This window comes from Duganella levis (assembly GCF_009857605.1).
Classification (GTDB): Bacteria; Pseudomonadota; Gammaproteobacteria; order Burkholderiales; family Burkholderiaceae_D; genus Rugamonas; species Rugamonas levis.
The window spans coordinates 39,344-62,470 of the sequence record NZ_WWCT01000028.1 but is presented as its reverse complement, the minus strand read 5'-3'; the positions used below and the strand labels follow the sequence as shown (position 1 = coordinate 62,470).

Sequence of the window (23,127 nt, the reverse complement as noted above, 5' to 3'; positions counted from 1 at the left end):
CCGGCTTGTGCTCCGCAGCAAAGGGAGACACGTCATGAAACCATGGATCCGCATTCTGATCCTGTCCGCCGCCGCAGTTCTCGGCGGCTGCGCCAGCCAGACGCCGCGCGTGGCGCCGGCCCAGCAGTTATTCCACGACCAGCTGTTCCAGCCGCCCAGCGCGCCGATCGACACCGCCAGCGTGTTCGCCCTGACCCCGGAGATGCGCGACTACGTCAAGCACGAGCTCGGCACTCCCGGCCCCGGCCGCGACGTGCGCCGCATGCTGTTCGACGCCCTGTACCGGCGCGACAAGCTGCAACTGGAATACGACGCCGCCCTCACCCGCACCGCCGCCGAAACCTTTGCGGCGCGCTCCGGCAACTGCCTGTCGCTGGCCATCATGACCGCCGCGCTGGCGCGCGAGCTGAAGATGCCGGTGATCTTCCAGCAAGTGCAGATCGACGAAGTGTGGAGCCGCGCCGGCAACCTGTATTTCGCCAGCAACCACGTCAACCTGTCGCTGGGACGGCCGCTGGCCGGGCAGAATCCCTACCTGCTGACCGCCGTCGACGTCGCCAATTCGCTGACGGTAGACTTCATCCCCATCCCGCCGCAGGCGCGCGAAAACGCCAGGCCGCTGACCGAGAAGACCGTGCTGGCCATGTTCCTCAACAACCGCGCCGCCGAACTGCTGTCGGCCGGCCAGGTCGACGACGCCTACTGGGCCGCGCGCCAGGCGGCCGAGGCCGATCCCTTGTTCATCAACGCCTACAACACGCTGGGCGTGATCTACCAGCACCACGGCAACCAGCCGCAGGCGGAAGCGGCGCTGCGCTACGCGATGAGCCAGTTGCCGGACAACACCATCTACCTGTCCAATCTGGCGCAGACGCTGGAGAGCAATAACCAGCTGGCAGAAGCCGCCGTGCTGCGCGCGCGGCTGGCGCGGCTGGAACCCTACCCGCCGTTCTATTTCTTCGTGCAGGGCCAGGAGGCCATGAAGCTGGGCGACTACGCGCGCGCCCGCACGCTGTTCGAGCGTGAGCTGGACCGGGTGCCGGACTACCACGAACTGCACTTCTGGCTGGCGGTGGCCAACTACCAGCTGGGCAACCTGCGCGCGGCCGACCGCCACATGGCGCTGGCGATGGAAAACAGCACCACGCGCGGCGACCATGACGTCTACTCGGCCAAGCTCGACCGCCTGCGCGCCTACGCCGCCCAGTTGCGGGATAAATAGCCAGGTACAACTTATCGAATTGACATCCGCAGGCAGATGACGGTGGTATGCTGGGCAGGCTTCTCTGGCCACTCAGTGACCATTTACTTGACACTAAGTTGCATTCGCGCAACAATTGCAAGTAAATTAAGCGCTCTCAAGTTACTTGAAGCTGCTTTAAGCCGCATCTACCACAAGGATTTTGTCATGCTGAGATTCAGGCCCAGCCACGCCGCCCCCTTCCTGATTGCCGCGTTGCTGGCCGGCTGCGGCGGTGGCGGCGGTGGCGGCAGTAGCGGCGGCGGCGGCGCCACCACACCGGACGTCAGTCCCGCCCTCACCTTCACCCCGGCCACCGTCACCGGCAGCGTCACGGCCGGCGTCTCACTGACGGCCAGCGTCATCGCCACCGTCACCCGCCCGAACGATTTCAGCAATGCCACCAGCGTCCTCGCGCTGGTGGTCGACAGCGCTGGCGTCCTGCTGCCCAATGCCCAGCTGGTGCAGGACAGCAACAGCCAATTTCACGCCGTGCTGCAAACCGCGCCAACCTTGGCCGCGGGCAACTACAAAGGCAGCTTCAGCGTGCGCCTGTGCCGCGACAGCGGCTGCGCCAGCCAGTTCCCCGGTTCGCCGGTGGCGCTGCCGTATGACATCACCGTGCTGCCGGCTGGCGGCGCCAGCTTCACCGCCGTGCCCGCCATGCCGCTGAGCGCCAGCATCCAGAGTGGCGGCACGGCGCCGGTTGGCACGGCGGTCGCCATCACCACCGGCGGCGCCGACTGGAGCGCCGTCAGCGGCGCCAGCTGGCTGCAGCTGAGCGCCACCAGCGGTAGCGGCAACGGCGGCCTGACCGTCAGCTACAACGCCACCGGGCTGGCGGTCGGCGCCTACACCACCAACCTCAGCGTCACCAGCGGCGGCAGCACCATCACGCTGCCGGCCACGCTGACCGTGCTGCAGCCCGGCCTGGTCCTGGGCAGCAACAGCGTGACCTTCAGCCCCATCAACGGCGCCCCGGTGCCGAGTCAGATCGTCAGCCTGGACACCGACAACAAGCTCACCACCGCCTGGACCGCCACCAGCAACACCGCCTGGCTGAGCGTGTCGCCGACCAGCGGCGCCACACCGGCCACCACCATCCTGACGGTCGACCCGACCGTGGGCACGCTGGCCAGCGGCAGCTATGCCGGCGCGATCACCATCCAGGCCGCCGGCCTGGCCGCGCGCAGCTTGCCGGTCACGCTCAACCTGACCCCGGCCACGCTGCAGACCTCGCTCAGCACGCTGACGCTGGGCGGGACCTACGGCCGCGATTTCAGCCTCCCCCTGGTGCCCCAGCCGATCAAGCTGACGCTGAACACCGGCACCAATAGCTGGCCATGGAAACTCAGCAACGTGCCGCTGTGGGCCAGCGCCAGCGCCACCGGCGGCACCGTCAACGCCTCCGGGGCCGACCTCAGCGTCAAGGCCGTCGCCGCCAGCGCGCCCGCCGGTACCACCGGCGCGCTGGTCACCGCCAGCGCCAAGGTCAACGGCGACACCGTCACCACCCCGCTGCAGTTCGTTATCAACAAAGACCTGCACAAGCTGCTGCCGGCCGAAACGGCGGTGGCCCTGGTCAGCACGCCGACCTGGAGCCGGATCACCCGCACCATCACGGTCAACGATAACTTCAACAACTTTGGCGGCATGAGCGCCACCAGCGACAAGTCGTGGCTGGTGGTCGGCGTCAGCGGCAACCAGCTGACCGTGACCGCCGACGCCAGCCAGCAACTGACCGACACCCTGGCCACCGCCACCATCACCGTGAAGCCATCCGATCCCGACGCGACCGCGCCCGAGGTGATCCGCGTGGCACTGTGGAAAGGCACGGCCGCACCAGCCGCCGCCAGCACCACCGGGCTGCCCTACACCACCGTCGCCACCGACCCGCTGCGGCCTTACGCCTACGTACACAACGGCGGCGCCTACATTGACGTCTACAACCTCTACACCGGCCTCAAGGAAACCAGCATCACCGGCTTCTCGGCCCACCTGGGCGATATAGCCATCAGCCCCAACGGCGACGCACTGTACGTGGTGGACATCGACAACAGCCGCATCACCACCGTCAGCCTGGCCACGCGCGCCATCAGCGGCCAGCTGGCGGTGGCCGGCAGCGCCGCCACCCGCATCAAGCTGATCCGCCCGAACGGCATCGGCATGCTGGTGCTGAGCGACGGCCAGTTGTACCTGACCGCCAACAACACCCGCCTGGCCAACCTACCGCTGAGCAACGGCACCCTGGCCGCCAGCGCCGACGGCAAGCGCCTGGTGCAGCAGAGCGAAGGGGGCGCTACGGTGCAGCACACCACCATCAGCGTCGACTATTCGGCGCTGGCCGGCGGCACGCTGTTTGCCGCCCAGCAGACCAGCGCCAGCCACACCAGCCCGGGCACGTTGGGGCAGGACGTCTGGGTCAACGCCGACGGCACCCAGGTGATCTACGCCGCCAGCACGCCGAACTCGTGCGCCATGATGGATGGCGCCAACCTCGGCATCGTCCGCTACCTGGCGATAGGCAACGCCGTGCCCAACAACGTCGCCGTGCTGTTGGACGGCCGCATCGCCTGCGCCGGCGCCGCGCGCGGCAACAGCAACGACCTCTACCTGTACAACAGCACCGGCACCCAGCTCATCCAGCAATACAAGCTGAACAGCGCCGGCAAAGCGCTGCTGCCACGCCAACTGGCCGCGTCGGGCGACGGCTGGATCCTGGTCGGCATCACCGAAGACGGCGCCGTCACTTTCCTGCCGGTCGGCCCGTAAGCCCCGCGTGCCCCGCGCCAACGCCGCCGCCAGCCCTGCGCTGCGGCGGCGTTTTTTATGCGCCAGAGCAAAGCACCGCTGGTTGGAAAGGCCATTCAATCCATCGCTAAAGACGTTGCTGGCAATCCTCAACACCATGGGCCTGCGCTTGGCCGTGCAGCCGATTAACCAAGCAGCAGTTTCCAATGCTCCAGTTTCTGCGTCAATGTGAGCGAGGCATGTGCGGGCGAAGTGGAAGGCAGCACCAGCGTGCGGTAGCCTTCAGCGGCAAACTGCGGCGCAAACTTGCCGGAGGTCTGGCCGTTGAAACCGACCGTGCGCAGCAGCGGGCACAATTCACGCAGGCGAGCGAAGTCGTTGGCGGCGGGTTTGCGGATCGCGGAGTCGAGACTGCCTTCACGTTCGCACGCTCCCAGCACATCCCACAGGCCGAAGCCGTGCGCCAACAGGCGCGGCAAGCGCTCCGCATACGGCAAATCAGCCAGCGGCTCGCCGGTCAGCGCCGACAGTATCGGCCACAGCAAGTTGCGCGGATGGGCATAGTATTGCTGCGCCGCCAGCGACGCCGCGCCAGGAAAACTACCGAGTATCAAGATGCGAGTCTGCGCATCGATCACCGGCGCCAGGCCGGTCAGAGCGGAGGAAGAAGGGGAAGCAGCCACAGTCATGCGCCATTGTAGCGGATGCTCGACAGCGCCACGTTCGGGTGTAGAATTTGCAGGCGGCATAGACCGCACCCACACAACAGGAGACCAACCATGCCGCAACACCGCGCGATCGATACGCTGCTGGCCAAGTACAGCGAAAGCCACCTCAACCACACAAACGAACTGATCCACTTCGTCTGCGTGCCCGTGATCGTCTTCACGCTGCTGGGATTGCTATGGTCGCTGCATCCGCTGGTGGCGCTGACAGTGGCGCTGGCTTCGATGGGCTATTACTTCCGGCTGTCGAAGCCGTTCGCGGTGGGCATGCTGCTGATGGCGGCGCTGATGCTGGCCATCCTGGCGGCGCTGCCGCAGCAAACCATTCTGCCGCTGTCGATTGCGATTTTCGTGCTGGCGTGGATCGGCCAGTTCATCGGCCATAAGATCGAGGGCAAGAAGCCATCCTTCTTCGATGACCTGCGTTTTCTGCTGATCGGCCCGCTGTTCGTGCTGAGCTTCCTGTACCGTCGCCTGCACCTCGCCTACTGATCAGCGCAGCAGGGCATAGAACATGGCCGTGGCCGCGCCCTGCATCTCGTCGTCGGCCAGCATCAGCACCAATGCCGTGCTCAGGGCCACGTAGCCCAACAGGGTGACGACCTTGATTTGCAGCGCGGTACTCATGGCGCCCTCCGGTTGGCAAAATTGTGAAGTGTTATTTCACTATACTTGGTCTTTTCACCAGCACCCCTGAATTTACACTCCAGATACAACTTCGGCCGCCATCTGTTGCGTCGCAACAAAATACTAGCCGCTAGGCAAGATACACCCCGGCCAGCTATACTCGTTCGATGTCCTCTCCACTGTTATTCATCACCGCCTGTTTGATCTGGGGCTCCACTTTCTTCGCCATCACGCTGCAACTGGGCGAAGTGGCGCCGGCCGTCTCCGTGGTCTACCGTTTTGCGCTGGCCTCGGCCGTGCTGTTTGCTTGGTGCGCGGCGCGCGGCGACCGCCTGCTGCTGCCATGGCGCGCGCAGCGCTGGATGATGCTGCAAGGCGCCGCCACCTTTGCCCTCAGCTACATCTGCACCTATACCTCCGAGCAATATCTGGTGTCCGGCCTGGTGGCCGTGCTGTTTGCGCTGATGGTATTCTGGAATCCGCTTCTCAACCGCCTGGTGTTCGGCAGCCCGCTCGGCTGGCGCACCTGGGCCGCCGGCGGCGTCGCCATCTGCGGCGTGACCTTGCTGTTCTTTCACTCCATCGGCGACGCCTGGAGCGAGATCCGCAACGGCGGCAGCGGCCACTTCCTGCTGGGACTGATCCTGGCGACCACCGCCACGCTGGCCAGCTCGGTCGGCAACGTGGTGGTGATCAAGGTGCGCCAGCAATCCGACAATGTGCTGCTGACTATGGCCTGGTCCATGCTGTGGGGCACGACGCTGGTGGCGCTGTGGGTGATCGTCAGCGGCCAGCACTTCAGCCTGCCGACCACGGCGAAATACTGGGGCGGCCTGCTGTGGCTGTCCCTGCTGGGCTCGGTCATCGCGTTTGCCGCCTACTTCACGCTGATCCACCGCATCGGCTCCGACAAGGCGGTCTACATCGGCGTCGTCACGCCGGTGATTTCCGTGTTGTTGTCGATCCAGCTGGAACATTACCGCCCCGGAGTCATGGAGTGGATCGGCATGGTACTCTGCCTGTCCAGCGTGGTCTGGGCACTGCAACCTCATTCTTCTACTACTGCCAAAACCTGATGAGCACTTCCGAACTGAACATCCGCCCGGCCACGCCGGCCGACGTCCCCGCCATCTTCAGCATGATTTTCGAGCTGGCCGTGTTTGAAAAACTGGAACACATGGTGGTCGCCAACGAAGCCATGCTGCACGACAGCCTGTTCTGCGACAAGCCGGTGTGCGAAGCGCTGGTCGGCGAAACCAGCGGCGGCGAGGTAGTGACCTTCGCGCTGTTCTTCCACAACTTCTCCACCTTCCTGTGCAAGAAGGGGCTGTACCTGGAAGACTTGTACGTGCAGCAATCGCAGCGCGGCAAGGGCTACGGCAAGCAGATGCTGGTGGCGCTGGCGCAACTGGCGGTCGAGCGCGATTGCGGCCGCTTCGAGTGGTCGGTGCTGGACTGGAACGCCAACGCCATCAAGTTCTACGAAGGCATGGGCGCGACCGTGATGCCGGACTGGCGCATCTGCCGCGTTACCGGCGACGCGCTGGCGCAGCTGTCGGCGCAGGCATAAAAAAAACCCACCCAGCGTCTGGCGCTGGATGGGGCAACCCGTTGTCAGTGGGAGGGAGATTGAATCAACGGATTCACTATAGCCCTCGCCACGCGCCCACACCGCAGCCCTTACAAATCATTACGGCCGCTTAAAGACGCTTACACCGGCTTTACAGAAAAGCGATGCCTGTTCGTTACGGCCCGCTCCAACAGCTCGAAAATGCCCTGTGTCAGCAATGCCAACATTGCCGCAGGGATAGCTCCCGCCAGCAACATATCGTTGTCATTCAACGCCAGGCCGATGGTGATGCGCTCGCCATAACCGCCGGCGCCGATGAAGGCGGCGATGGTGGCGGTGCCCACGCTCAGCACCGCCGCCGTCTTCACGCCGGCCAGGATCACCGGCAGCGCCAATGGCAAATCGACATGCACCAGCCGCTGCATCGGCCGCAGCCCCAATGCCTGCGCCGCCAGCTTCAAGCCGGGCGACACTTGCAACAGGCCTGTGCAGGTGTTGCGCACGATGGGCAACAGCGCATACACCACCAGCGCCACCAGCGCCGGCACGGTCCCGATCATGCCGAGCAACGGGATCAACAACGCCAGCAAGGCCAGCGAAGGGATGGTCTGCAAGACGCCGGCCAGTCCCAGCACCACTTGCCGCAAGCGCGGCAACGAAGCCGCCAGCACGCCCAGCGGAATGCCGATTACGCACGCCAGCGCGACCGACAGCAGCACCAGCGTCAGATGCTGCTGCGTCATGCGCGCCAGGTTCTGGTCGAAGATCTTGGCCAGCAGGCTGGCGCGGACGGACGGCGCGGACGTAGTCACACCGGGTGCAGTGGCGTCGGCCCGCACACCCGCCGGCTCGGCCGCAGGTGCGTCCAACGGATGCGCCGCCAGCCAGTCATGCGCCACGCGGTTGAAGCTCTGGCCGTCGATCTCCGCCGCCGCATTCATCGCGATCATGTCCTTCTCGCTGATCCGCCCTTCCAGCTGGCTGATGGCCTTCCACGCCGCCGGAAAACGCTTGGCCGCATCGAGCCGGTACAGCAGCACCGCATCGTAGCGCGGGAAGTAGGCGCGATCGTCCTCCAGCACCCGCAAGCCATACTGGCTGATACGGGCCTCGGTCGAATAAATATCGATCACATCGACCTGCTCGTGCCGCAGCGCCTCATACGCGATGCCGTGATCCAGCCCCTCCGGCCGCTGCGTCAGACCATAGCGCGTCGCCAGTCCCTGCCAGCCATCGGCGCGGCCGATGAATTCATGCGACAGCCCAAAGCGCAACTGGTCGCGTCCCGCCAGCTCGCTCAACTTGTGCGGCGCATCCACGTCGCCGCGCATCGCCAGCGCATAGGTATTGTTAAAGCCCAGCGGCACCGCCACGCCCAGGCCCATCACCGCCAGCTCCTTGCGGATCTGCTCCATCGGCGCCGGCTTGGCGTGCTTGAGAATCTCCAGATCCAGCGTGCCCACATATTCGGGATAGACATCGATCCGCCCCGCCTGCAACGCCGCCAGCACAATTGCCGTATTGCCCAGGCCTTGCAGATGCTCGACCTTCGCATGCGGCGCCGCCGTCTGCTTCAGCACCTCGCCCAGGATATAAGACTCGGTAAAGCGCTTCGAGCCGATATGCAGCGTATCGCCCGCCGCCACCGCCGCCGGCCCGGCGCACAGCAGCGCCAGACCGGCCAGCCATCGTCGCACCGCCATCATCAGGCGCCCGCGCGCAGCATGGACGCCTTCAATGCCTGCCCCAGGGTCTCATAGCTTTCCGACAGATGCGCCTTGGCCTCGATGCTCACCGGCCGGTTCATCGCGCTATGCAGGTCACGCTGCAGGCGCAAGGCATTCTCGCGCTGCAGGCTACGCACATCCGCCGGCATGCCGGACGATACACGCAACAGCGACGCCACCAACCGCTTCAGATGCTCACGCTGCAGATTGCGCCGCATGCCGTTGATATCCTTGCCGGACTTGAGCTCACTCCATACCGAATCCTGCACCGTCACATACAGCTCGGGCAGACCTAACGCCTGCTTGCGGTTCTCCACCTTCTCCTGCGAATCGATCAGGCGTATCGCCACCGCATCGGACATCAGCTGATCCAGCGCCGACGCCTGCAACGACAGCACGCGTCCACCGACCGACACATCCGGCCGGCCGCGCGTGTTGAAATGATCCGAGCCGAGACGGCTGATCATCTCCGGCGAAAACTTGAAGCTGTCCACCTTGAACAAGCTATTCGTCAGCATCAGCAAAGCCTCGCGCTGGCGCGGCAGCGGCACCGGCGTAAAGGTCGCCCTGCCAGTGCCGGCGTGGTCGCGCAGATAGGTCACGCCACCGACGTACTTGACCACCACCGGCAGCGTACGCGCAAACTGCTGGAAGCCATAGTCGAAACTGCGGCGCAGCACCTCATAACTTTCGCCCGGCTTCAGCGTGCGGTTCTGCACGCGGTCCCACAGTTCGCGCGAGATGGTCAGGCGGCGCTGGAAGTACGCCAGCGGATCGCTACCGAGATCGAACACGTTCACGTCCGGGTCCATATTGAAACCATTCGCATCCTGGTCGGTGCCGAAGGCCAGCAGCGGCTCATTCGAGCGCGCGGCGATCTTCGCCAGTTCTTCCTTCTCCTGCGCCGGCTCGATCGGTTTATACGCGTACTCGATGGCCCAGTAGTCGTAAGGACCAAGCGCGGACGTCACATACTCGCCCTGCTTCTCGCCTTTCAGCGACAGGTTGAACGGCGTGTAATCCATCACCGAACCGGCCATGCCGTTCTTCTTGGTGAACTCCGGGTCCTGCAACTGCTTCAGCGTGTAGATGGTCGACGAGCGGAAGTTATGCCGCAGTCCCAGCGTGTGGCCGACTTCGTGCATGATGACCGACTTGACGTAAGCCTGCGCCACCGCATCCGACTGCGGACTGCCCATATCCATGGTGCCGCGCGACTCCAGCACGTCCAGCGCAAAGCCCATCTCCTGCGCCGATTCGGCCATGTAATCGCAACGGTCCTCGCCGGTCGGCGGCGGCGACAGGTCGAAACTGTCCTCACCCACCATGCGCCGCGCACCACGCGCAAACACGTCGGACATGCCAATGTCCGCATCCAGGATCTCGCCGCTGCGCGGATCGACCTGGCTCGGGCCGATGGCAAAGCCCACATCGCTGCCGACGAACCAGCGGATCGACGCATGGCGCGCATCCATGGTGTCGAATTTATCCTTGTCGGTCTGCTGCTTGACCACGATGGCGTTCTTGAAACCGATGCGTTCAAATGCCTCATTCCAGGCCAGCACGCCCTGCCGCACCGACTCACGGTACTTCTCCGGCACGTTGGCGTCGATCCAGTAGACGATCGGTTGCTTCGGTTCCGACAGCGCCGCCGCCGGGTCCTGCTTCTCCAAACGCCAGCGGTCCACCAGATGCACGGCGGTGGTCGGCGTCACATCGTCCGAATAATCCTGGCTGGTGCTGACGAAATGGCCGATGCGGTCATCCGCCGCGCGGCCATGCATGGCCTGCGCCGGCAGCGGCATAAAGCTGTAGTAGAAACCGAGGAACATGCTGCGCGGGTCCGGCAGCGTGGACGGCGGCGTGGGCAAGGACAGCAGCGCCAGTGGCACCGTCGGCACCACCGCCGGACGCGCCGCAATGCGCGGCACGAAGAAGTGGGCGTTGACCTGCAAGCCGGTCATCGCCTCGTCGGAACGCAGGGTGAGGAAGCTGCTGTTGCGCGGGTCCATTGCATACGGCATGCGGAACGCCGTCTCCAGCCGCGTGGACATCGCCGGGATATCGCCGAACAGCAGCGCATTGGCCTCCACCAGCACGGACTTCGACAGCGCGTTCGGTCCGCTGGCCACCGGCGCCACCGCCAGCAGGCTATCCGAGAACGCCTGCTGCACCGCCAGCGCCTGCGGCGTGCCGCCCTTGGCGCTGTACTCGGTATTCTTGGCGATCATCTGCACCAGGTTGCCGATGCGGTGGAAGATCACCACCTGGCTCATGCCCATCTGGCTGCCGTAGATGCCCCGTTCACCGATCCCGTTCGGCATATTCACCGACATGAACAGCGGACGGTCAAACTGGTCCGGCCGCAGTTCGATCCAGACCTTTTCCTCTTTCTGGTATAGCCCCAGGAAGCCCGGCAGATACTGCGCGCCGCGCACCACGTCGACGAACGGCCGTGGCGCGGCGGTCGGCAGTACAATCGCCGGCGTTGGCGTGGCGCCCGGTTGCAGCGGCGTGGTGGCCACCACCGGCACTTCCGGCGCGTGAGGAACAGGTGGAGTTGGCGGCATCGGCTCTTGCGCCAGCGCCTGGACACTCAGCGCCGCCAGCACGGCGACGCGTACGGAATTCAATACGAACATAGGGCTTCCTTGGATGACATTCGGATAATGTAACCGAAAGCATAAGGAAGCAAACAGATTTTTACACGGCCGGAGAGCGCAAAATGCCTGCGTTAGCGACACCACGGCACGGATTGAGGCCAATCGCATACGAAAGGTCGGCCGGACGCGCGATGCGCCACAGTGCAAAGTCAGCGCGCTTGCCCACTGCCAGCGTGCCGATGTCCTGCTGGAGACCGAGCGCGCGTGCCGCGTGGCGCGTCACACCGGCCAGCGCTTCCTGTGGCGTCAGACGCCACAAGGTGCATGCCATGTTCATCGCCAGTAGCAGGGACGTCATCGGCGAGGTGCCGGGATTGCAGTCGGTGGCGATAGCCATCAAGACGCCCGCTTCGCGCATCGCAGCGACTGGCGGCGGCGTGGTATCGCGCAGGAAGTAGTAAGCACCGGGCAGCAGCACCGCCACCGTGCCGGCAGCCGCCATCGCTGCCACGCCGGCAGCGCTCAGATGCTCCAGATGGTCGGCCGACAGACCGTTGTAGCGCGCCGTCAGTTCGGCGCCGCGCTGGTCGGACAATTGTTCCGCGTGCAGCTTGACCGGCAGTCCCTGCGCCCGCGCGGCCTGGAACACACGCTCCGTCTGTTCATGCGAAAAGCCGATGCGCTCACAGAACGCATCCACCGCATCGACCAGCCCTTCGGCGGCCAGCGGGCCGATCATCCTGATGACTTCATCGACGTAATCGTCGGTGCGGCCGGCAAACTCCGGCGGCAGCGCATGCGCGCCGAGGAAGGTGGTGGCTACGCGCACCGGCAGCTCACGACCGATGCGCCGCGCCGCATGCAGCATCTTCGCTTCCGATTCCAGCGTCAGGCCGTAGCCGGATTTGATCTCGATGGTGGTCACGCCCTCCGCCAGCAGGCTGCGCACGCGCGGCAGGCTTTGACGCAGCAGCTCATCTTCCGACGCCGCGCGCGTGGCGCGCACGGTGGACATGATGCCACCGCCGGCACGGGCGATATCTTCATAGGTGGCGCCGTTCAGGCGCGCCTCGAATTCATCGCTGCGGTTGCCGGCGTGGACAATGTGGGTGTGGCAGTCGATCAGGCCCGGCGTCAGCCAGCTGCCGCCGCCATCGTGCACGGTGACCGCCTTCGCGCCCAGGCCTGGTGGCATATCGGCCTGTGGGCCCAGCCACGCAATGCGGCCATCCTTGACGGCGATGGCCGCATCCCGGATTTCCCCATAACCCTCATCACCGGCCATCGTGGCCAGATGCACGTTCGTAAACAACACGTCCCACATGCTTTTGCTTTCTTAATTGCGGATAATATCGACCACCAGCACGGTGGCCTGTTGCGCTTCCAGCGTCCAATCCTCTTCGCCGTCCGCCATCACCAGCGTGTCGTAACGGACCATGGCGATGCGTTCGCGCGCGCTGCCCAGACTCAGGCTCTCGCCGTCCGCCAGGAACAGCAGCGTGGTGGCGCTACGGCGCTTGAGCGTCTGTTTGCCGCGCACCGTCAGCAGTTCCAGCCGGTGGCGGCACTGGCCGCGCCGCGTCATCACATTGAAGTCGGTGGTCTGCAAACCGGTGACGGTGGCGTGCACCGCATCCTCGCCGGCGAATTCGATCAGCGGTTCACTGGGGCTGAGCACAAAGCGCTCGTCGCCGAAGTCCAGCAGCACGCCGTCGCCGTGGACCAGCGCCAGCGAACGGTCGATGCCGGGGAAGGAAGAGAATGGGCCATCCTGCGCAATCGTGGCCAGGCTCACGCGCCAGTCGAAGTTGTCGAGCGTGGCGCCGGCTGGCGAGACAGCGATTTCCGTGGTGCTGCCGCCGCCGTTTTTCCACGGCGCGGAGCGCAGGCTTGCATACTGGATCAGCTGGGTCATCGGAACTCCCTCAGTTCGGCCAAGGTCTGCTTGAAGCGCGCAGCGATCGCCTGCTGCGCCACGTGCTGCTGATTGCGCACTACCCACTGGCCGCCGACCATCACGTCCTTGACCAGATTGTCGTTGCCGCTGAAGACAAAGCTGCCGAGCACTTCGTCCAGCGCCAACCCAAACATATTCGGATGCGCGTCATCCAGCACCACGATGTCCGCGCGATGGCCCGGCGCCAGCGCACCGACCGGCCGGCCCGCCGCCTGCGCGCCGCCCTGCAAGGCGCGCTGCCACAGGAAGTCGCCGACGTTGCGTTCCGTCGCCGACACCGCGATATTGCGGCGCTGGTGCTGCAGGCGCTGGCCATATTCCAGCCAGCGCAATTCTTCCACCGCACTTTGCGACACATGGCTGTCGCTGCCGATGCCAAAGCGGCCGCCCTGCGCCACAAAGCTCTCCAGCGGGAACAAGCCATCGCCGAGATTCGCTTCCGTGGTCGGACACAAGCCCGCCACCGCGCCACTGCGGGCAATGCCGCTGACTTCATCATCGCTCAGGTGCGTCGCGTGGATCAGGCACCAGCGCTGGTCCACCGACACATTCTCCAGCAGCCACTGCACCGGACGGCGTCCGCTCCAGCTCAACGACTGCTGCACTTCGCCCTGCTGCTCGGCGATATGGATGTGCACCGGGCGTGCCGCCGGCAGCGTCGCCAGCACTTCGCCGATCTGCTTCACCGACGCCGCGCGCAGCGAATGCGGCGCCACGCCAACTTCCACCTGCGCGTCGCGCTGCGGTTCCAGCGCTTCCACGATGCGCAACACATCCTGCGCGTCGGTCTTGAAACGCTGCTGCTCCGGTTTCAGCGCTAATTCGCCAAAGCCGGAATAACTATACAACACCGGCAGCATGGTCACGCCAATTCCGGTCAAACGTGCGGCGGCGATGACGCGCTCCGCCGTTTCCGCCGGCCGCGCATACATGGCGCCGTCCGGCGCCCGCTGCACGTAATGGAATTCGCACAGCGAGGTGTAGCCATGGCGCAGGCATTCGCTGAACAGCTGCGCGGCGATGGCTTCGATATGCTCAGGCGTGATGTTGCGCGCGAAGCGGTACATCAAATCGCGCCAGGTCCAGAAACTGTCTTTGCTGTCGCCCGCCTTTTCGGTGCGGCCGCCCAGCGCGCGCTGGAAGCTGTGCGAGTGCAGGTTGATCATGCCCGGCAGTGCATACTCCACGGACTCCACACCCGCAGCCGCAGCGCCGGACGAGATGGCGGTAATCGCGCCGCCGGCATCCCACTCGATCAGCACATCGCTGGCCCAACCATCCGGCAGCAGCGCTTGGCGCGCAAACAGCTTGCTCATGCGCGCACCCAGTCAACGGCGGCCTGCATCATCGCCTGCAACGGCGGCTGCACCTGCGCGGCCAGATCGGCGCGATAACCATATGGCGCCTCTTCATCCATATACGTGGACTGGCACATCTCCAGCTGAATCGCATGCACATTGGCGTCCGGCCGGCCATAGAAGCGCGTGATATGTCCGCCCTTGAATCGGCCATTGACGGCAATGCTGTAACGGTCCTGCATCAGCGCGCGCGACACGATGGCGTTGCTCAAGCCCAGCGCGCAGCTCTTGTCGTCCGCTGTGCCGAAGTTCAGGTCCGGCAGCTTGCCTTCGAAGAAGCGCGGCACATGCGATGCGATCGAATGCGCATCCCACAGCACCACGCGGCCGTGCAGCGCCAGCAAGCGGTCCAGCTCCGCGCGCAGTTGATCGTGATACGGCTTCCAGTATGCCTGCAGGCGGCGCTGCACTTCAACCTCATCCGGCGCGCGGCCTTCAAGGTAAAGTGGTTCGCGGTGGAAGGTATCGACCGGGCACAGTCCCGTGGTGTCCTGCCCCGGATACAGATTGGTGTTCTCCGGCGGACGATTCAGATCGATCGCATAGCGCGACCAGCGCGCCGACAAGGTCGAAGCGCCCATCTCGTCCAAAAATTCATACAGGCGCACTAGATGCCAATCGGTGTCCTGCTTGTCGACGGCGGCCGGCGTCATCGCCGCCAGCACCTCGTCGGGAATATCGGTGCCCACGTGCGGCATGGACACCAGCAAGGGAATGCTGCCTGCTTTGAACTGATAATCCATGCCGTTTCTCCTTACGGATGCAGCGTCGTGAACAACTCTTTGCACGACGCGCTCAACTCGCCGCGCATCACCATGCCCTTGGCCGCCTCGATGTCCGGCGCGAAGAAGCGGTCTTCCTCGTAGAACGACACCTTCTGGCGCAGCTGTGCATGCACATGCTCCAGATGCGGCGAGGTGGTCAGCGGACGATGGAAGTCGATCCCCTGCGCCGCCGCCAGCAGCTCGATGCCGATGATGACCGCCGTATTCTGCGCCATATCGTCCAGACGGCGCGCCGCGTAAGTCGCCATGCTGACATGGTCTTCCTGGTTGGCCGAGGTTGGAATGGTGTCAACGCTGCCCGGATGCGCCAGCGACTTGTTCTCCGACGCCAGCGCCGCAGCGGTCACGTGGGCGATCATGAAGCCCGAGTTGACGCCCGGATCGCGCACCAGGAACGGCGGCAGGCCGGACAAGGTAGCGTCGATCAGCAGCGACACGCGGCGCTCCGAGATCGAACCGATTTCCGCGATGGCCAGCGCCAGCGTATCGGCGGCAAACGCCACCGGTTCGGCGTGGAAGTTACCGCCCGAGACCACCACCGACAGCTCGCCGTCCTTGAACAGCAGCGGATTGTCGGTCACCGCATTGGCTTCGATCAGCAGCGTACGCGCGGCGTTGTTGATGATGTCCCAGCAGGCGCCCATGACTTGCGGCTGGCAGCGCAGGCAGTAAGGATCTTGCACGCGCTCGTCGCCCACCAGGTGCGAGGCGCGGATCGCGCTGTCCGATACCAGTTGACGGTAAATCGATGCGGCAGCGATCTGGCCCGGCTGGCCGCGCACTTCGTGCACGCGCGCGTCGAACGGCGAATCGGACCCCTTGGCCGCATCCAGCGACAGCGCGCCGGACACCATGCCCGCTTCCAGCAGACGCTCGGCCATGAACAGGCCATGCAGCGCCAGCGCGGTCGACACTTGCGTGCCGTTGATCAGCGCCAGGCCTTCTTTCGCGGCCAGCACCACCGGCGCAATGCCGGCGGCTTTCAACGCATCCAGCGCGTCCGTCAGCACGCCGTTGACGCGCACCTGGCCCACGCCCAGCATCGCCAGCGTCATATGCGACAGCGGCGCCAGGTCGCCCGAAGCGCCGACCGAACCTTTGGCCGGAATCGCCGGCATGATGCCGGCGTTGTACAACTTGATCAGCGTATCGACGATCAGCGGACGCACGCCCGAGTAGCCGCGCGCCAGACTGCCGATTTTCATCAGCAGGATCAGGCGGCAGACCGCGTCCGACATCAGCTCACCGGTGCCAACTGAATGCGACAGAATCAGGTTGCGCTGCAACTGCTCCAGCTTTTCGTCCGGGATGCGGGTCTTGGCCAGCAGACCGAAACCGGTGTTGATGCCGTAGGCGGCGTCGCCCTTGGCGACAATCGCCTGTACGGCGGCAGCGGCGGCTTCGATCACCGGATAGGCTTCGGCGGCCAGCGACAGCGGCGCCGCAGCGCTCCACACGCCGCGCAGTTCGGACAGCGTCATCGCGCCGGGTTTGAGAGTCAGGGTCATAGCGTTACTCATTTAATCATAGGAAGGTTCAGGCCATTGCGCTTGGCGCAGGCAACGGCGGTTTCGTAGCCGGCATCGGCGTGACGCATCACGCCCGAGCCGCTGTCGTTGACCAGCACCCGCGCCAGGCGCTTGGCGGCGGCGTCGGTGCCATCGGCCACGATCACCACGCCGGAATGCTGCGAGTATCCCATGCCAACACCGCCGCCATGGTGCAGCGACACCCAGGTCGCGCCGCCGGCGGTGTTCAGCAAGGCGTTCAGCAGCGGCCAGTCGGAGACGGCGTCGGTGCCGTCCTTCATCGCCTCGGTCTCGCGATTCGGGCTGGCGACCGAGCCGGTGTCCAGGTGGTCGCGGCCAATCACCACCGGCGCTTTCAGTTCGCCGTTGCGTACCATCTCATTGAAGGCCAGGCCGGCGATGTGACGCTCGCCCAGCCCCAGCCAGCAGATGCGCGCCGGCAGGCCCTGGAAGGCGATGCGCTCGCGCGCCATGTCCAGCCAGCGGTGCACCTGCGCGTGATGCGGGAACAGTTCCTTGATCTTGGCGTCGGTCTTGTAGATATCTTCCGGGTCGCCCGACAGCGCCACCCAGCGGAACGGGCCGCGGCCTTCGCAGAACTGCGGACGAATATAGGCCGGCACAAAGCCGGGGAAATCGAAGGCATTCTGCACGCCGTGGTCGAACGCCACCTGGCGGATGTTGTTGCCGTAGTCGACCACCTTGGCGCCCAGCGCCTGGAAGTCCAGCATCGCCTGCACATGCACCGCGCACGATGCGGTGGCGGCGGCTTTCAGTTCCGCGTGGCGCGGCATGTTCTGCTGCGCCGCCTTCCAGTCGGCCACGTTCCAGCCCTGCGGCAGGTAGCCATTGATCAGGTCATGCGCCGAGGTCTGGTCGGTCACCATATCCGGCACCAGGCCGCCGGCCTTGGCGCGGCGCACCAGCTCCGGCAGCACGTCGGCCGCGTTGCCCAGCAGGCCGATGGAAATCGCGTCGCCGGCCGCCTTGTGCTGCTTGATCATTTCCAGCGCCTCGTCGATCGACGCCGCCTGCTTGTCCAGATAGCGGGTACGCAGACGGAAGTCGATGCTGCTCTGCTGGCACTCGACGGTCAGCGACACCGCGCCGGCCATGGTCGCAGCCAGCGGCTGCGCGCCGCCCATGCCGCCCAGGCCTGCGGTCAATACCCAGCGCCCTTTCAGGTCGCCGCCGAAGTGCTGGCGTCCCGCTTCCGCAAAGGTCTCGAAGGTGCCCTGCACAATGCCCTGCGTGCCGATGTAGATCCACGAACCGGCCGTCATCTGGCCGTACATGAACAGGCCCTTGCGGTCCAGCTCATTGAAGTGCTCCCAGTTGGCCCACTTCGGCACCAGGTTGGAATTGGCGATCAGCACGCGCGGCGCGTCTTCGTGGGTCTGGAACACGCCGACCGGCTTGCCGGACTGGATCAGCAGAGTCTGGTTGTCTTCCAGCTCGCGCAGCGACGCCAGGATCTGGTCGTAGCATTCCCAGTTGCGGGCCGCGCGGCCGATGCCGCCGTACACCACCAGGTGCTTCGGATTCTCGGCCACCTCCTTGTCCAGATTATTCTGGATCATGCGGTAGGCCGCTTCCGCGCCCCAGTTCTTGCAGGTGCGCTCCGGGCCGCGCGGCGCGCGGATGTCGCGGCTGGCGTCAAAACGGGGATCGCTATCGAATGGCGTGCTCATGGGGTCTCCTGCGGCGGTGAATGGAATACTACGCAGCATAAGTTGTCTATACAACCAAGTCAACCGCTTTTTTATTTCTTTTTATGAAATGAAATTTGTGAAAATACAACGAAATTGCGACATGGAATTATCCTAGCAAACAACAAATAAAGTTTTTGCCCCTGCATTAAGAATGGCTATTCCTCAGCTCGCTCCGATGAATAAATCCAGCGTGACGTTGGCCTGCAAGACTCCTATTGTCGAGCTGCGGCATGGGTCTTTGGTTCTCTAACAAGTAGAGGGGAATAGACATGAATAATAAAAAACTGCATCTGCGCGCACTAACGCTGGCATTCATGCTGGCGGCATCATCGACGGCGATGGCCACGGTCATCCCGGTCACGCTGATTAATACCACCGGCAATCTCTGGTCCGCTCACATCGGCAACACGCCGACCGGCAGCCCGTTCTCGGACACCTTCACGTTCTCGCCACCGGCTACGCCCGGTTCCTCCGCGTGGACGCTGCTGGTCAACGCCAGCTTCTCCGGCACCGGCTTGGGCAACATCCTGTTCACCTCGGCCAGCCTCAACGGCAATCCGCTGTACGTCAATTCCATCAGCGGCGGTGGCAACAGCTTCAGCCTGGCCTTGTTGACGTCCACCATGGTCTCCGGCCCGCTGTCGCTGACCGTCAACGGCACCAGCACCGGCGGCAGCTACGGCGGCAACTTCGCCGTGCAGATGGCGCCAGTGCCTGAACCGGAAACCTACGCCATGCTGCTCGGCGGTATGGGGATACTCGCCATGCTGGCACGGCGGCGCAAAACATAACGCAAACAAGCGCGCCAACAAAAAAGGGAATCCAGCCGGATTCCCTTTTCGCTTATTTGCGGCTGTAGATCTTTTTGCCGCCCATCCAGGTTTGCAGCACCTGGGTTTTGCCCAGCTGCTCCGGCGGCGCCTTGAAGATGTCGCGGTCGATCAGGATAAAGTCGGCCCACTTGCCCTTCTCCAGCGAACCGATGACGTTTTCCTGATGCGCAGCCCAGGCGGCATCCAGCGTGAAGCAGCGGAACGCTTCGGTCAGCGTCATCGCCTGGTTCTTGTACCAGCCGCCGACCGGCACGTTGGCGTTGTTCTGCCGCGTTACCGCCGCGTGCAAGCCTTCGAATGGATTCGGCGACTCGATCGGGAAGTCCGAACCGCAGGCGATCTTCGAACCCTGGTCGAGGAAGGTGCGCCACGCATAGGCGCCCTTGATGCGCTCATGGCCGACGCGCTGCTCGGCCATATTCTGGTCCGAGGTGGCGTGGGTCGGCTGCATCGACGGGATGATGCCCAGTTGCTTGAAGCGCGGGATATCCTCCGGCGTCACCACCTGCGCATGCTCGATGCGGTGGCGCAGCTCGACGTTCTTGTACTGTGGGATCAGCTGCGCGTAGGCGTCCAGGATCTGGTGGTTGCCGGCATCGCCGATGGCGTGGATGTTGACCTGGTAGCCGGCCTTCATCGCCTTGTTCATCTTGGCGCGCATTTCGGCGTCCGGATAGAACAGCAGGCCCTTGGTGGATGGCATATCGGAGTAAGGCGCCAGCAGCGCCGCGCCGCGGCTGCCCAGCGCGCCGTCCGAATACAGCTTGACCGCCGCCAGCGCATACACGTCGTTGGCGTAGGACTTCAGCGGGCCGTCCTTGGACAGCTCGTCGAAATCGCTGGTGGTGTCGCCGATCATGGCGTACACGCGGGTGGTCAGCTTGCCGTGGTCGGCGTAGTCGCGGTAGATATCGTCCTGCACCACCTTGATGCCGGCATCGTGCACACTGGTCAGACCGACCTTGGCCAGCGACGCCAGCGCCACATCCAGCGTGGCGCGCGCTTCGGCCGGCGTTGGCAGCGGCACCACCTTGTTGACCAGCTCCATGGCCGCATCGACCAGGACGCCGGTCGGCTTGCCGCTGACATCGCGTTCGATCTTGCCGCCCGACGGATCGGGCGTCTCACGGGTCACGCCGGCCATTTCCAGCGCCTTGGTGTTGACCCAGATGGCGTGGCCGTCGACCCGGTGCAGCAGCACCGGACGGTCCCTGACCACCACATCCAGCTCGGCGGCGGTGGGGAAACGGCCCAGCTTCCAGATCTCCTGGTTCCAGCCGAAACCGATGATCCAGGCGTTTTTCGGGTGCGAACGGGCGAAATCGGCCACCGCTTTGACCGCGCCGTTGAGCGAGGTGGGGCTATACAGCTCGACGCCGGAAGCGATCTCGCCCAGCTCGAACACGTGGCCGTGGGCGTCGATCAGTCCTGGCAGCAGGGTCTTGCCCTGGACGTCGATATGCTCCGCGCGCGGCAGCGCCGCCGCCGTTTCCTGCTCGCTGCCGACCGCGATGATGCGGCCCAGGTCATCGAACGCCAGCGAGGTAAAACGCTGCAACTGGCCGGCCGCGTTCAGCGTATAGCCATTGGCGCGGTCGATGATGGTGTCGGCGTGGGCCGGCACGGCAAATGCAGCCAGCAAGGCGGCGGTTAAAAAGGTCAGGCGCATCGGGTTCTCCATTCAGCAGCAAGATTCAGAGTGTAGCGAAGTTTGCGCTTTGGTCAACCGAACAGTGGCCCAAAGCGCAGGTTTTCAGTGGCGGGACAGGTACAATGCAGGCTTCACCGCATTCAAAACAATATAAAACAGTGCTGACCCGCTCACTTTATCTCCGCCTGCTCAAGCAATTCGCGCCCTACACCTGGATCGCCGTTATCACGTTGGCGGCGGTGGCGGTGGCCGCCGCCACCGACGTGCTGCTGATCCAGCAGCTGCAAAACGTCGTCGATGCGCTGGCGCCTGCGCACAACCTTGGTGCAGCCAAGGGGCCGGCCACCGGACTGCTGGCCACCGTCAAGGGCTTGCTGGGCCATGTGCTGCCGAGCGATCCGGGCAAGGCCGCGCTGTGGACCATCCCGGCCATCATCTTCGGACTGGCCGTGATGCGCATGGTGTCCAGCTTCGCCGGCGAATACGGCGCCGCGTGGCTCAGCAGCCGGGTACAGGCCAACCTGCGCGAGATCATGTTCGCCCGCATCATGCGCCTGCCGAACGGCTTTTTCGACCAGTCCTCCACCGGCACCACGCTGTCGCGTGTGGCGTTCGACGCCGCCCAGGTGGCGCAGGCCGTGCTGAATGTAATCACGGTCGCCGTGCGCGACTCGGTGGCCACCGTCGGCTACCTGATTACGCTGTTCACCATCGACTGGCAACTGGCGGTGTTCTGCCTTGGCCTGCTGCCGCTGGTGGCGGCCATCGTCACCTTCGCCGGCCGCCGCATGCGCAAGTTGAGCAAAAGCGCACAGGCGGCCATGGGCGATCTGACCAATGTGCTGGACGAGAGCATCAGCGGCCAGCGCGTGGTGAAGATCTTCGGCGGCCAGAAATACGAGCAGACCCGCTTCGACGGCGTGGTCAAGCTGAATCGCCAGCTGGCCGTGAAGCACGCGGCGACGTCGGCGCTCAACTCCGGCGTCATCATGCTGCTGATCGGGATCACGCTGTCGTCGGTGATTTACTTTGCGCTGCTGCGGGCGCAGGCCGGCGCGCTGTCGCCCGGCGCGTTCGTGGCCTTCATGTCGTCGCTGATGGCGATGCAGTCGCCGATCAAGAACCTGACCAAGATTAATGAACCGATGCAGCGCGGCCTGGCGGCGGCGGAATCGGTGTTCGGCCTGATCGACCTGGAGTCGGAAGCCGACACCGGCAAGCAAACCATCGCCCGCGCCGAAGGCCGGCTGTCGGTGCAGGATGTCAGCTTCCACTATCGCGGCGCCGATGGCCTGCCGCTCGATCCGGATGCGCGTCCGGCGCTGGACCATGTGTCGCTGGATATCGCCGCCGGCGAAACCGTGGCGCTGGTGGGCAGCTCGGGCAGCGGCAAGACCACGCTGGCCGCCCTGCTGCCGCGCTTCTACGACGTCAGCGGCGGCAGCATCCAGCTGGACGGCTGTGACCTGCGCGACTACACCATCGCCTCGCTGCGCCAGCAGATCGCGCTGGTGTCGCAGGACGTGGTGCTATTCAACGACACGCTGGCGGCCAATATCGCGTATGGCGATCCTGAGCCGTCGCTGGAACGCGTCGAAGCGGCGGCACGCGCCGCGCATGCACATGAATTCATCGTCCGTCAGCCGGACGGCTACCTGTCGCAAGTGGGTGAGAATGGTCTGCGCCTGTCGGGCGGCCAGCGCCAGCGGCTGGCGATTGCGCGCGCGCTGTACAAGAATGCGCCGATCCTGATCCTGGACGAAGCCACCAGCGCGCTGGATACCGAATCCGAGCGGCTGGTGCAGCAGGCATTGGAAGTCTTGATGAAGGGCCGCACCACGGTGGTCATCGCGCACCGCCTGTCGACGATTGAAAACGCCGACCGCATCGTGGTGCTGGATCGCGGCCGCATCGCCGAATCGGGCACGCACGATGCGCTGCTGGCGCAGAACGGTATCTACTCCCGCCTTTATCAAACCCAGAAAAGCGTGCAGGCCTAGAATCCGGATAGAATCCGGGGTCAGGTCCGGCACTTGGACACGAGCCCAACCGTAGCGAG

General features: G+C 64.7%; 18 protein-coding genes. 7 read left to right on the top strand and 11 right to left on the bottom strand.

The annotated features are described in order from the left end of the window. Positions 1 to 34 precede the first annotated feature (34 nt). Together GTP69_RS26400 and GTP69_RS31620 are read left to right on the top strand one after the other, a co-directional pair. Complete coding sequence (locus tag GTP69_RS26400; RefSeq protein WP_161057668.1) at positions 35 to 1,222, top strand: tetratricopeptide repeat protein; 1,188 nt, start codon at positions 35 to 37, stop codon at positions 1,220 to 1,222. A gap of 186 nt (positions 1,223 to 1,408) precedes the next feature. Beyond that, positions 1,409 to 4,012 carry a BACON domain-containing protein gene (locus GTP69_RS31620; protein ID WP_161057667.1) on the top strand — a complete coding sequence of 868 codons (2,604 nt, stop codon included), beginning with the start codon at positions 1,409 to 1,411 and terminating at the stop codon, positions 4,010 to 4,012. A 164-nt stretch (positions 4,013 to 4,176) separates the two neighbouring features. Here the strand turns inward: GTP69_RS31620 and GTP69_RS26390 are convergent, their stop codons facing one another. After that, entirely contained in the window at positions 4,177 to 4,680 is a 504-nt protein-coding gene (locus GTP69_RS26390) for a DNA-deoxyinosine glycosylase (RefSeq protein ID WP_161057666.1), read from the bottom strand. 90 nt (positions 4,681 to 4,770) lie between these two features. Between GTP69_RS26390 and GTP69_RS26385 the strand changes: the two genes are divergently transcribed. Continuing rightward, positions 4,771 to 5,208: an Mpo1 family 2-hydroxy fatty acid dioxygenase gene (locus GTP69_RS26385; protein WP_161057665.1), complete on the top strand. Its 438-nt coding sequence runs from the start codon at positions 4,771 to 4,773 to the stop codon at positions 5,206 to 5,208. Here GTP69_RS26385 and GTP69_RS31615 read toward each other — a convergent pair whose 3' ends face one another. Next, positions 5,209 to 5,343 (bottom strand): hypothetical protein, encoded by a 135-nt coding sequence (locus tag GTP69_RS31615; RefSeq protein ID WP_255458289.1) that lies wholly within the window; start codon positions 5,341 to 5,343, stop codon positions 5,209 to 5,211. 167 nt (positions 5,344 to 5,510) lie between these two features. Between GTP69_RS31615 and GTP69_RS26380 the strand changes: the two genes are divergently transcribed. Both GTP69_RS26380 and GTP69_RS26375 read left to right on the top strand, forming a co-directional pair. Further along, complete coding sequence (locus GTP69_RS26380) at positions 5,511 to 6,419, top strand: DMT family transporter (protein WP_161057664.1); 909 nt, start codon at positions 5,511 to 5,513, stop codon at positions 6,417 to 6,419. Beyond that, positions 6,419 to 6,913, top strand: coding sequence for a GNAT family N-acetyltransferase (locus GTP69_RS26375; protein WP_161057663.1), 495 nt, complete (start codon positions 6,419 to 6,421; stop codon positions 6,911 to 6,913). The genes GTP69_RS26380 and GTP69_RS26375 overlap by 1 nt, the downstream gene beginning before the upstream one ends. Positions 6,914 to 7,053: 140 nt before the next feature. Here the strand turns inward: GTP69_RS26375 and GTP69_RS26370 are convergent, their stop codons facing one another. The 8 genes from GTP69_RS26370 to hutU form a co-directional block, all read right to left on the bottom strand. After that, complete coding sequence (locus GTP69_RS26370) at positions 7,054 to 8,619, bottom strand: glycine betaine ABC transporter substrate-binding protein (protein ID WP_371868129.1); 1,566 nt, start codon at positions 8,617 to 8,619, stop codon at positions 7,054 to 7,056. Beyond that, the gene (locus GTP69_RS26365) at positions 8,619 to 11,282 is read right to left on the bottom strand and encodes a zinc-dependent metalloprotease (RefSeq protein WP_161057662.1); all 2,664 of its coding nucleotides are present in this window, start codon (positions 11,280 to 11,282) and stop codon (positions 8,619 to 8,621) included. Before GTP69_RS26365 ends, GTP69_RS26370 begins: the two co-directional genes overlap by 1 nt. A gap of 61 nt (positions 11,283 to 11,343) precedes the next feature. Further along, complete coding sequence (gene hutI / locus GTP69_RS26360; RefSeq protein WP_161057661.1) at positions 11,344 to 12,567, bottom strand: imidazolonepropionase; 1,224 nt, start codon at positions 12,565 to 12,567, stop codon at positions 11,344 to 11,346. A gap of 12 nt (positions 12,568 to 12,579) precedes the next feature. Then, positions 12,580 to 13,158: a HutD/Ves family protein gene (locus tag GTP69_RS26355; RefSeq protein WP_161057660.1), complete on the bottom strand. Its 579-nt coding sequence runs from the start codon at positions 13,156 to 13,158 to the stop codon at positions 12,580 to 12,582. After that, entirely contained in the window at positions 13,155 to 14,516 is a 1,362-nt protein-coding gene (locus GTP69_RS26350; protein WP_161057659.1) for a formimidoylglutamate deiminase, read from the bottom strand. Before GTP69_RS26350 ends, GTP69_RS26355 begins: the two co-directional genes overlap by 4 nt. Continuing rightward, positions 14,513 to 15,301: an N-formylglutamate deformylase gene (gene hutG / locus GTP69_RS26345; RefSeq protein ID WP_161057658.1), complete on the bottom strand. Its 789-nt coding sequence runs from the start codon at positions 15,299 to 15,301 to the stop codon at positions 14,513 to 14,515. Before hutG ends, GTP69_RS26350 begins: the two co-directional genes overlap by 4 nt. 11 nt (positions 15,302 to 15,312) lie before the next feature. After that, positions 15,313 to 16,863 (bottom strand): histidine ammonia-lyase, encoded by a 1,551-nt coding sequence (hutH, locus tag GTP69_RS26340; RefSeq protein WP_161057657.1) that lies wholly within the window; start codon positions 16,861 to 16,863, stop codon positions 15,313 to 15,315. Further along, a complete protein-coding gene (gene hutU / locus GTP69_RS26335; protein WP_161057656.1) occupies positions 16,860 to 18,563 on the bottom strand; it encodes a urocanate hydratase in 1,704 nt (567 codons plus the stop codon). Before hutU ends, hutH begins: the two co-directional genes overlap by 4 nt. Before the next feature lie 290 nt (positions 18,564 to 18,853). On the opposite strand from hutU, the gene GTP69_RS26330 reads away from it, so the two are divergent. Continuing rightward, on the top strand, positions 18,854 to 19,375 hold the full coding sequence (locus GTP69_RS26330) for an FxDxF family PEP-CTERM protein (protein ID WP_161057655.1): 522 nt from the start codon (positions 18,854 to 18,856) through the stop codon (positions 19,373 to 19,375). Positions 19,376 to 19,427: 52 nt separating this feature from the next. Here the strand turns inward: GTP69_RS26330 and GTP69_RS26325 are convergent, their stop codons facing one another. Next, complete coding sequence (locus GTP69_RS26325) at positions 19,428 to 21,086, bottom strand: amidohydrolase (protein ID WP_161057654.1); 1,659 nt, start codon at positions 21,084 to 21,086, stop codon at positions 19,428 to 19,430. A 140-nt stretch (positions 21,087 to 21,226) separates the two neighbouring features. Here GTP69_RS26325 and msbA point away from each other — a divergent pair, with 140 nt between their 5' ends. Beyond that, positions 21,227 to 23,068, top strand: coding sequence for a lipid A export permease/ATP-binding protein MsbA (msbA, locus tag GTP69_RS26320; RefSeq protein WP_161057653.1), 1,842 nt, complete (start codon positions 21,227 to 21,229; stop codon positions 23,066 to 23,068). Positions 23,069 to 23,127: the final 59 nt, after the last annotated feature.

What these genes read in the sequence shown, in the direction of transcription:
- GTP69_RS26400 (WP_161057668.1), top strand. Translation starts at nt 35, where the DNA reads ATGAAACCATGGATCCGCATTCTGATCCTGTCCGCCGCCGCAGTTCTC.
- GTP69_RS31620 (WP_161057667.1), top strand. Translation starts at nt 1,409, where the DNA reads ATGCTGAGATTCAGGCCCAGCCACGCCGCCCCCTTCCTGATTGCCGCG.
- GTP69_RS26390 (WP_161057666.1), bottom strand. Translation starts at nt 4,680, where the DNA reads ATGACTGTGGCTGCTTCCCCTTCTTCCTCCGCTCTGACCGGCCTGGCG.
- GTP69_RS26385 (WP_161057665.1), top strand. Translation starts at nt 4,771, where the DNA reads ATGCCGCAACACCGCGCGATCGATACGCTGCTGGCCAAGTACAGCGAA.
- GTP69_RS31615 (WP_255458289.1), bottom strand. Translation starts at nt 5,343, where the DNA reads ATGAGTACCGCGCTGCAAATCAAGGTCGTCACCCTGTTGGGCTACGTG.
- GTP69_RS26380 (WP_161057664.1), top strand. Translation starts at nt 5,511, where the DNA reads ATGTCCTCTCCACTGTTATTCATCACCGCCTGTTTGATCTGGGGCTCC.
- GTP69_RS26375 (WP_161057663.1), top strand. Translation starts at nt 6,419, where the DNA reads ATGAGCACTTCCGAACTGAACATCCGCCCGGCCACGCCGGCCGACGTC.
- GTP69_RS26370 (WP_371868129.1), bottom strand. Translation starts at nt 8,619, where the DNA reads ATGATGGCGGTGCGACGATGGCTGGCCGGTCTGGCGCTGCTGTGCGCC.
- GTP69_RS26365 (WP_161057662.1), bottom strand. Translation starts at nt 11,282, where the DNA reads ATGTTCGTATTGAATTCCGTACGCGTCGCCGTGCTGGCGGCGCTGAGT.
- hutI (WP_161057661.1), bottom strand. Translation starts at nt 12,567, where the DNA reads ATGTGGGACGTGTTGTTTACGAACGTGCATCTGGCCACGATGGCCGGT.
- GTP69_RS26355 (WP_161057660.1), bottom strand. Translation starts at nt 13,158, where the DNA reads ATGACCCAGCTGATCCAGTATGCAAGCCTGCGCTCCGCGCCGTGGAAA.
- GTP69_RS26350 (WP_161057659.1), bottom strand. Translation starts at nt 14,516, where the DNA reads ATGAGCAAGCTGTTTGCGCGCCAAGCGCTGCTGCCGGATGGTTGGGCC.
- hutG (WP_161057658.1), bottom strand. Translation starts at nt 15,301, where the DNA reads ATGGATTATCAGTTCAAAGCAGGCAGCATTCCCTTGCTGGTGTCCATG.
- hutH (WP_161057657.1), bottom strand. Translation starts at nt 16,863, where the DNA reads ATGAGTAACGCTATGACCCTGACTCTCAAACCCGGCGCGATGACGCTG.
- hutU (WP_161057656.1), bottom strand. Translation starts at nt 18,563, where the DNA reads ATGAGCACGCCATTCGATAGCGATCCCCGTTTTGACGCCAGCCGCGAC.
- GTP69_RS26330 (WP_161057655.1), top strand. Translation starts at nt 18,854, where the DNA reads ATGAATAATAAAAAACTGCATCTGCGCGCACTAACGCTGGCATTCATG.
- GTP69_RS26325 (WP_161057654.1), bottom strand. Translation starts at nt 21,086, where the DNA reads ATGCGCCTGACCTTTTTAACCGCCGCCTTGCTGGCTGCATTTGCCGTG.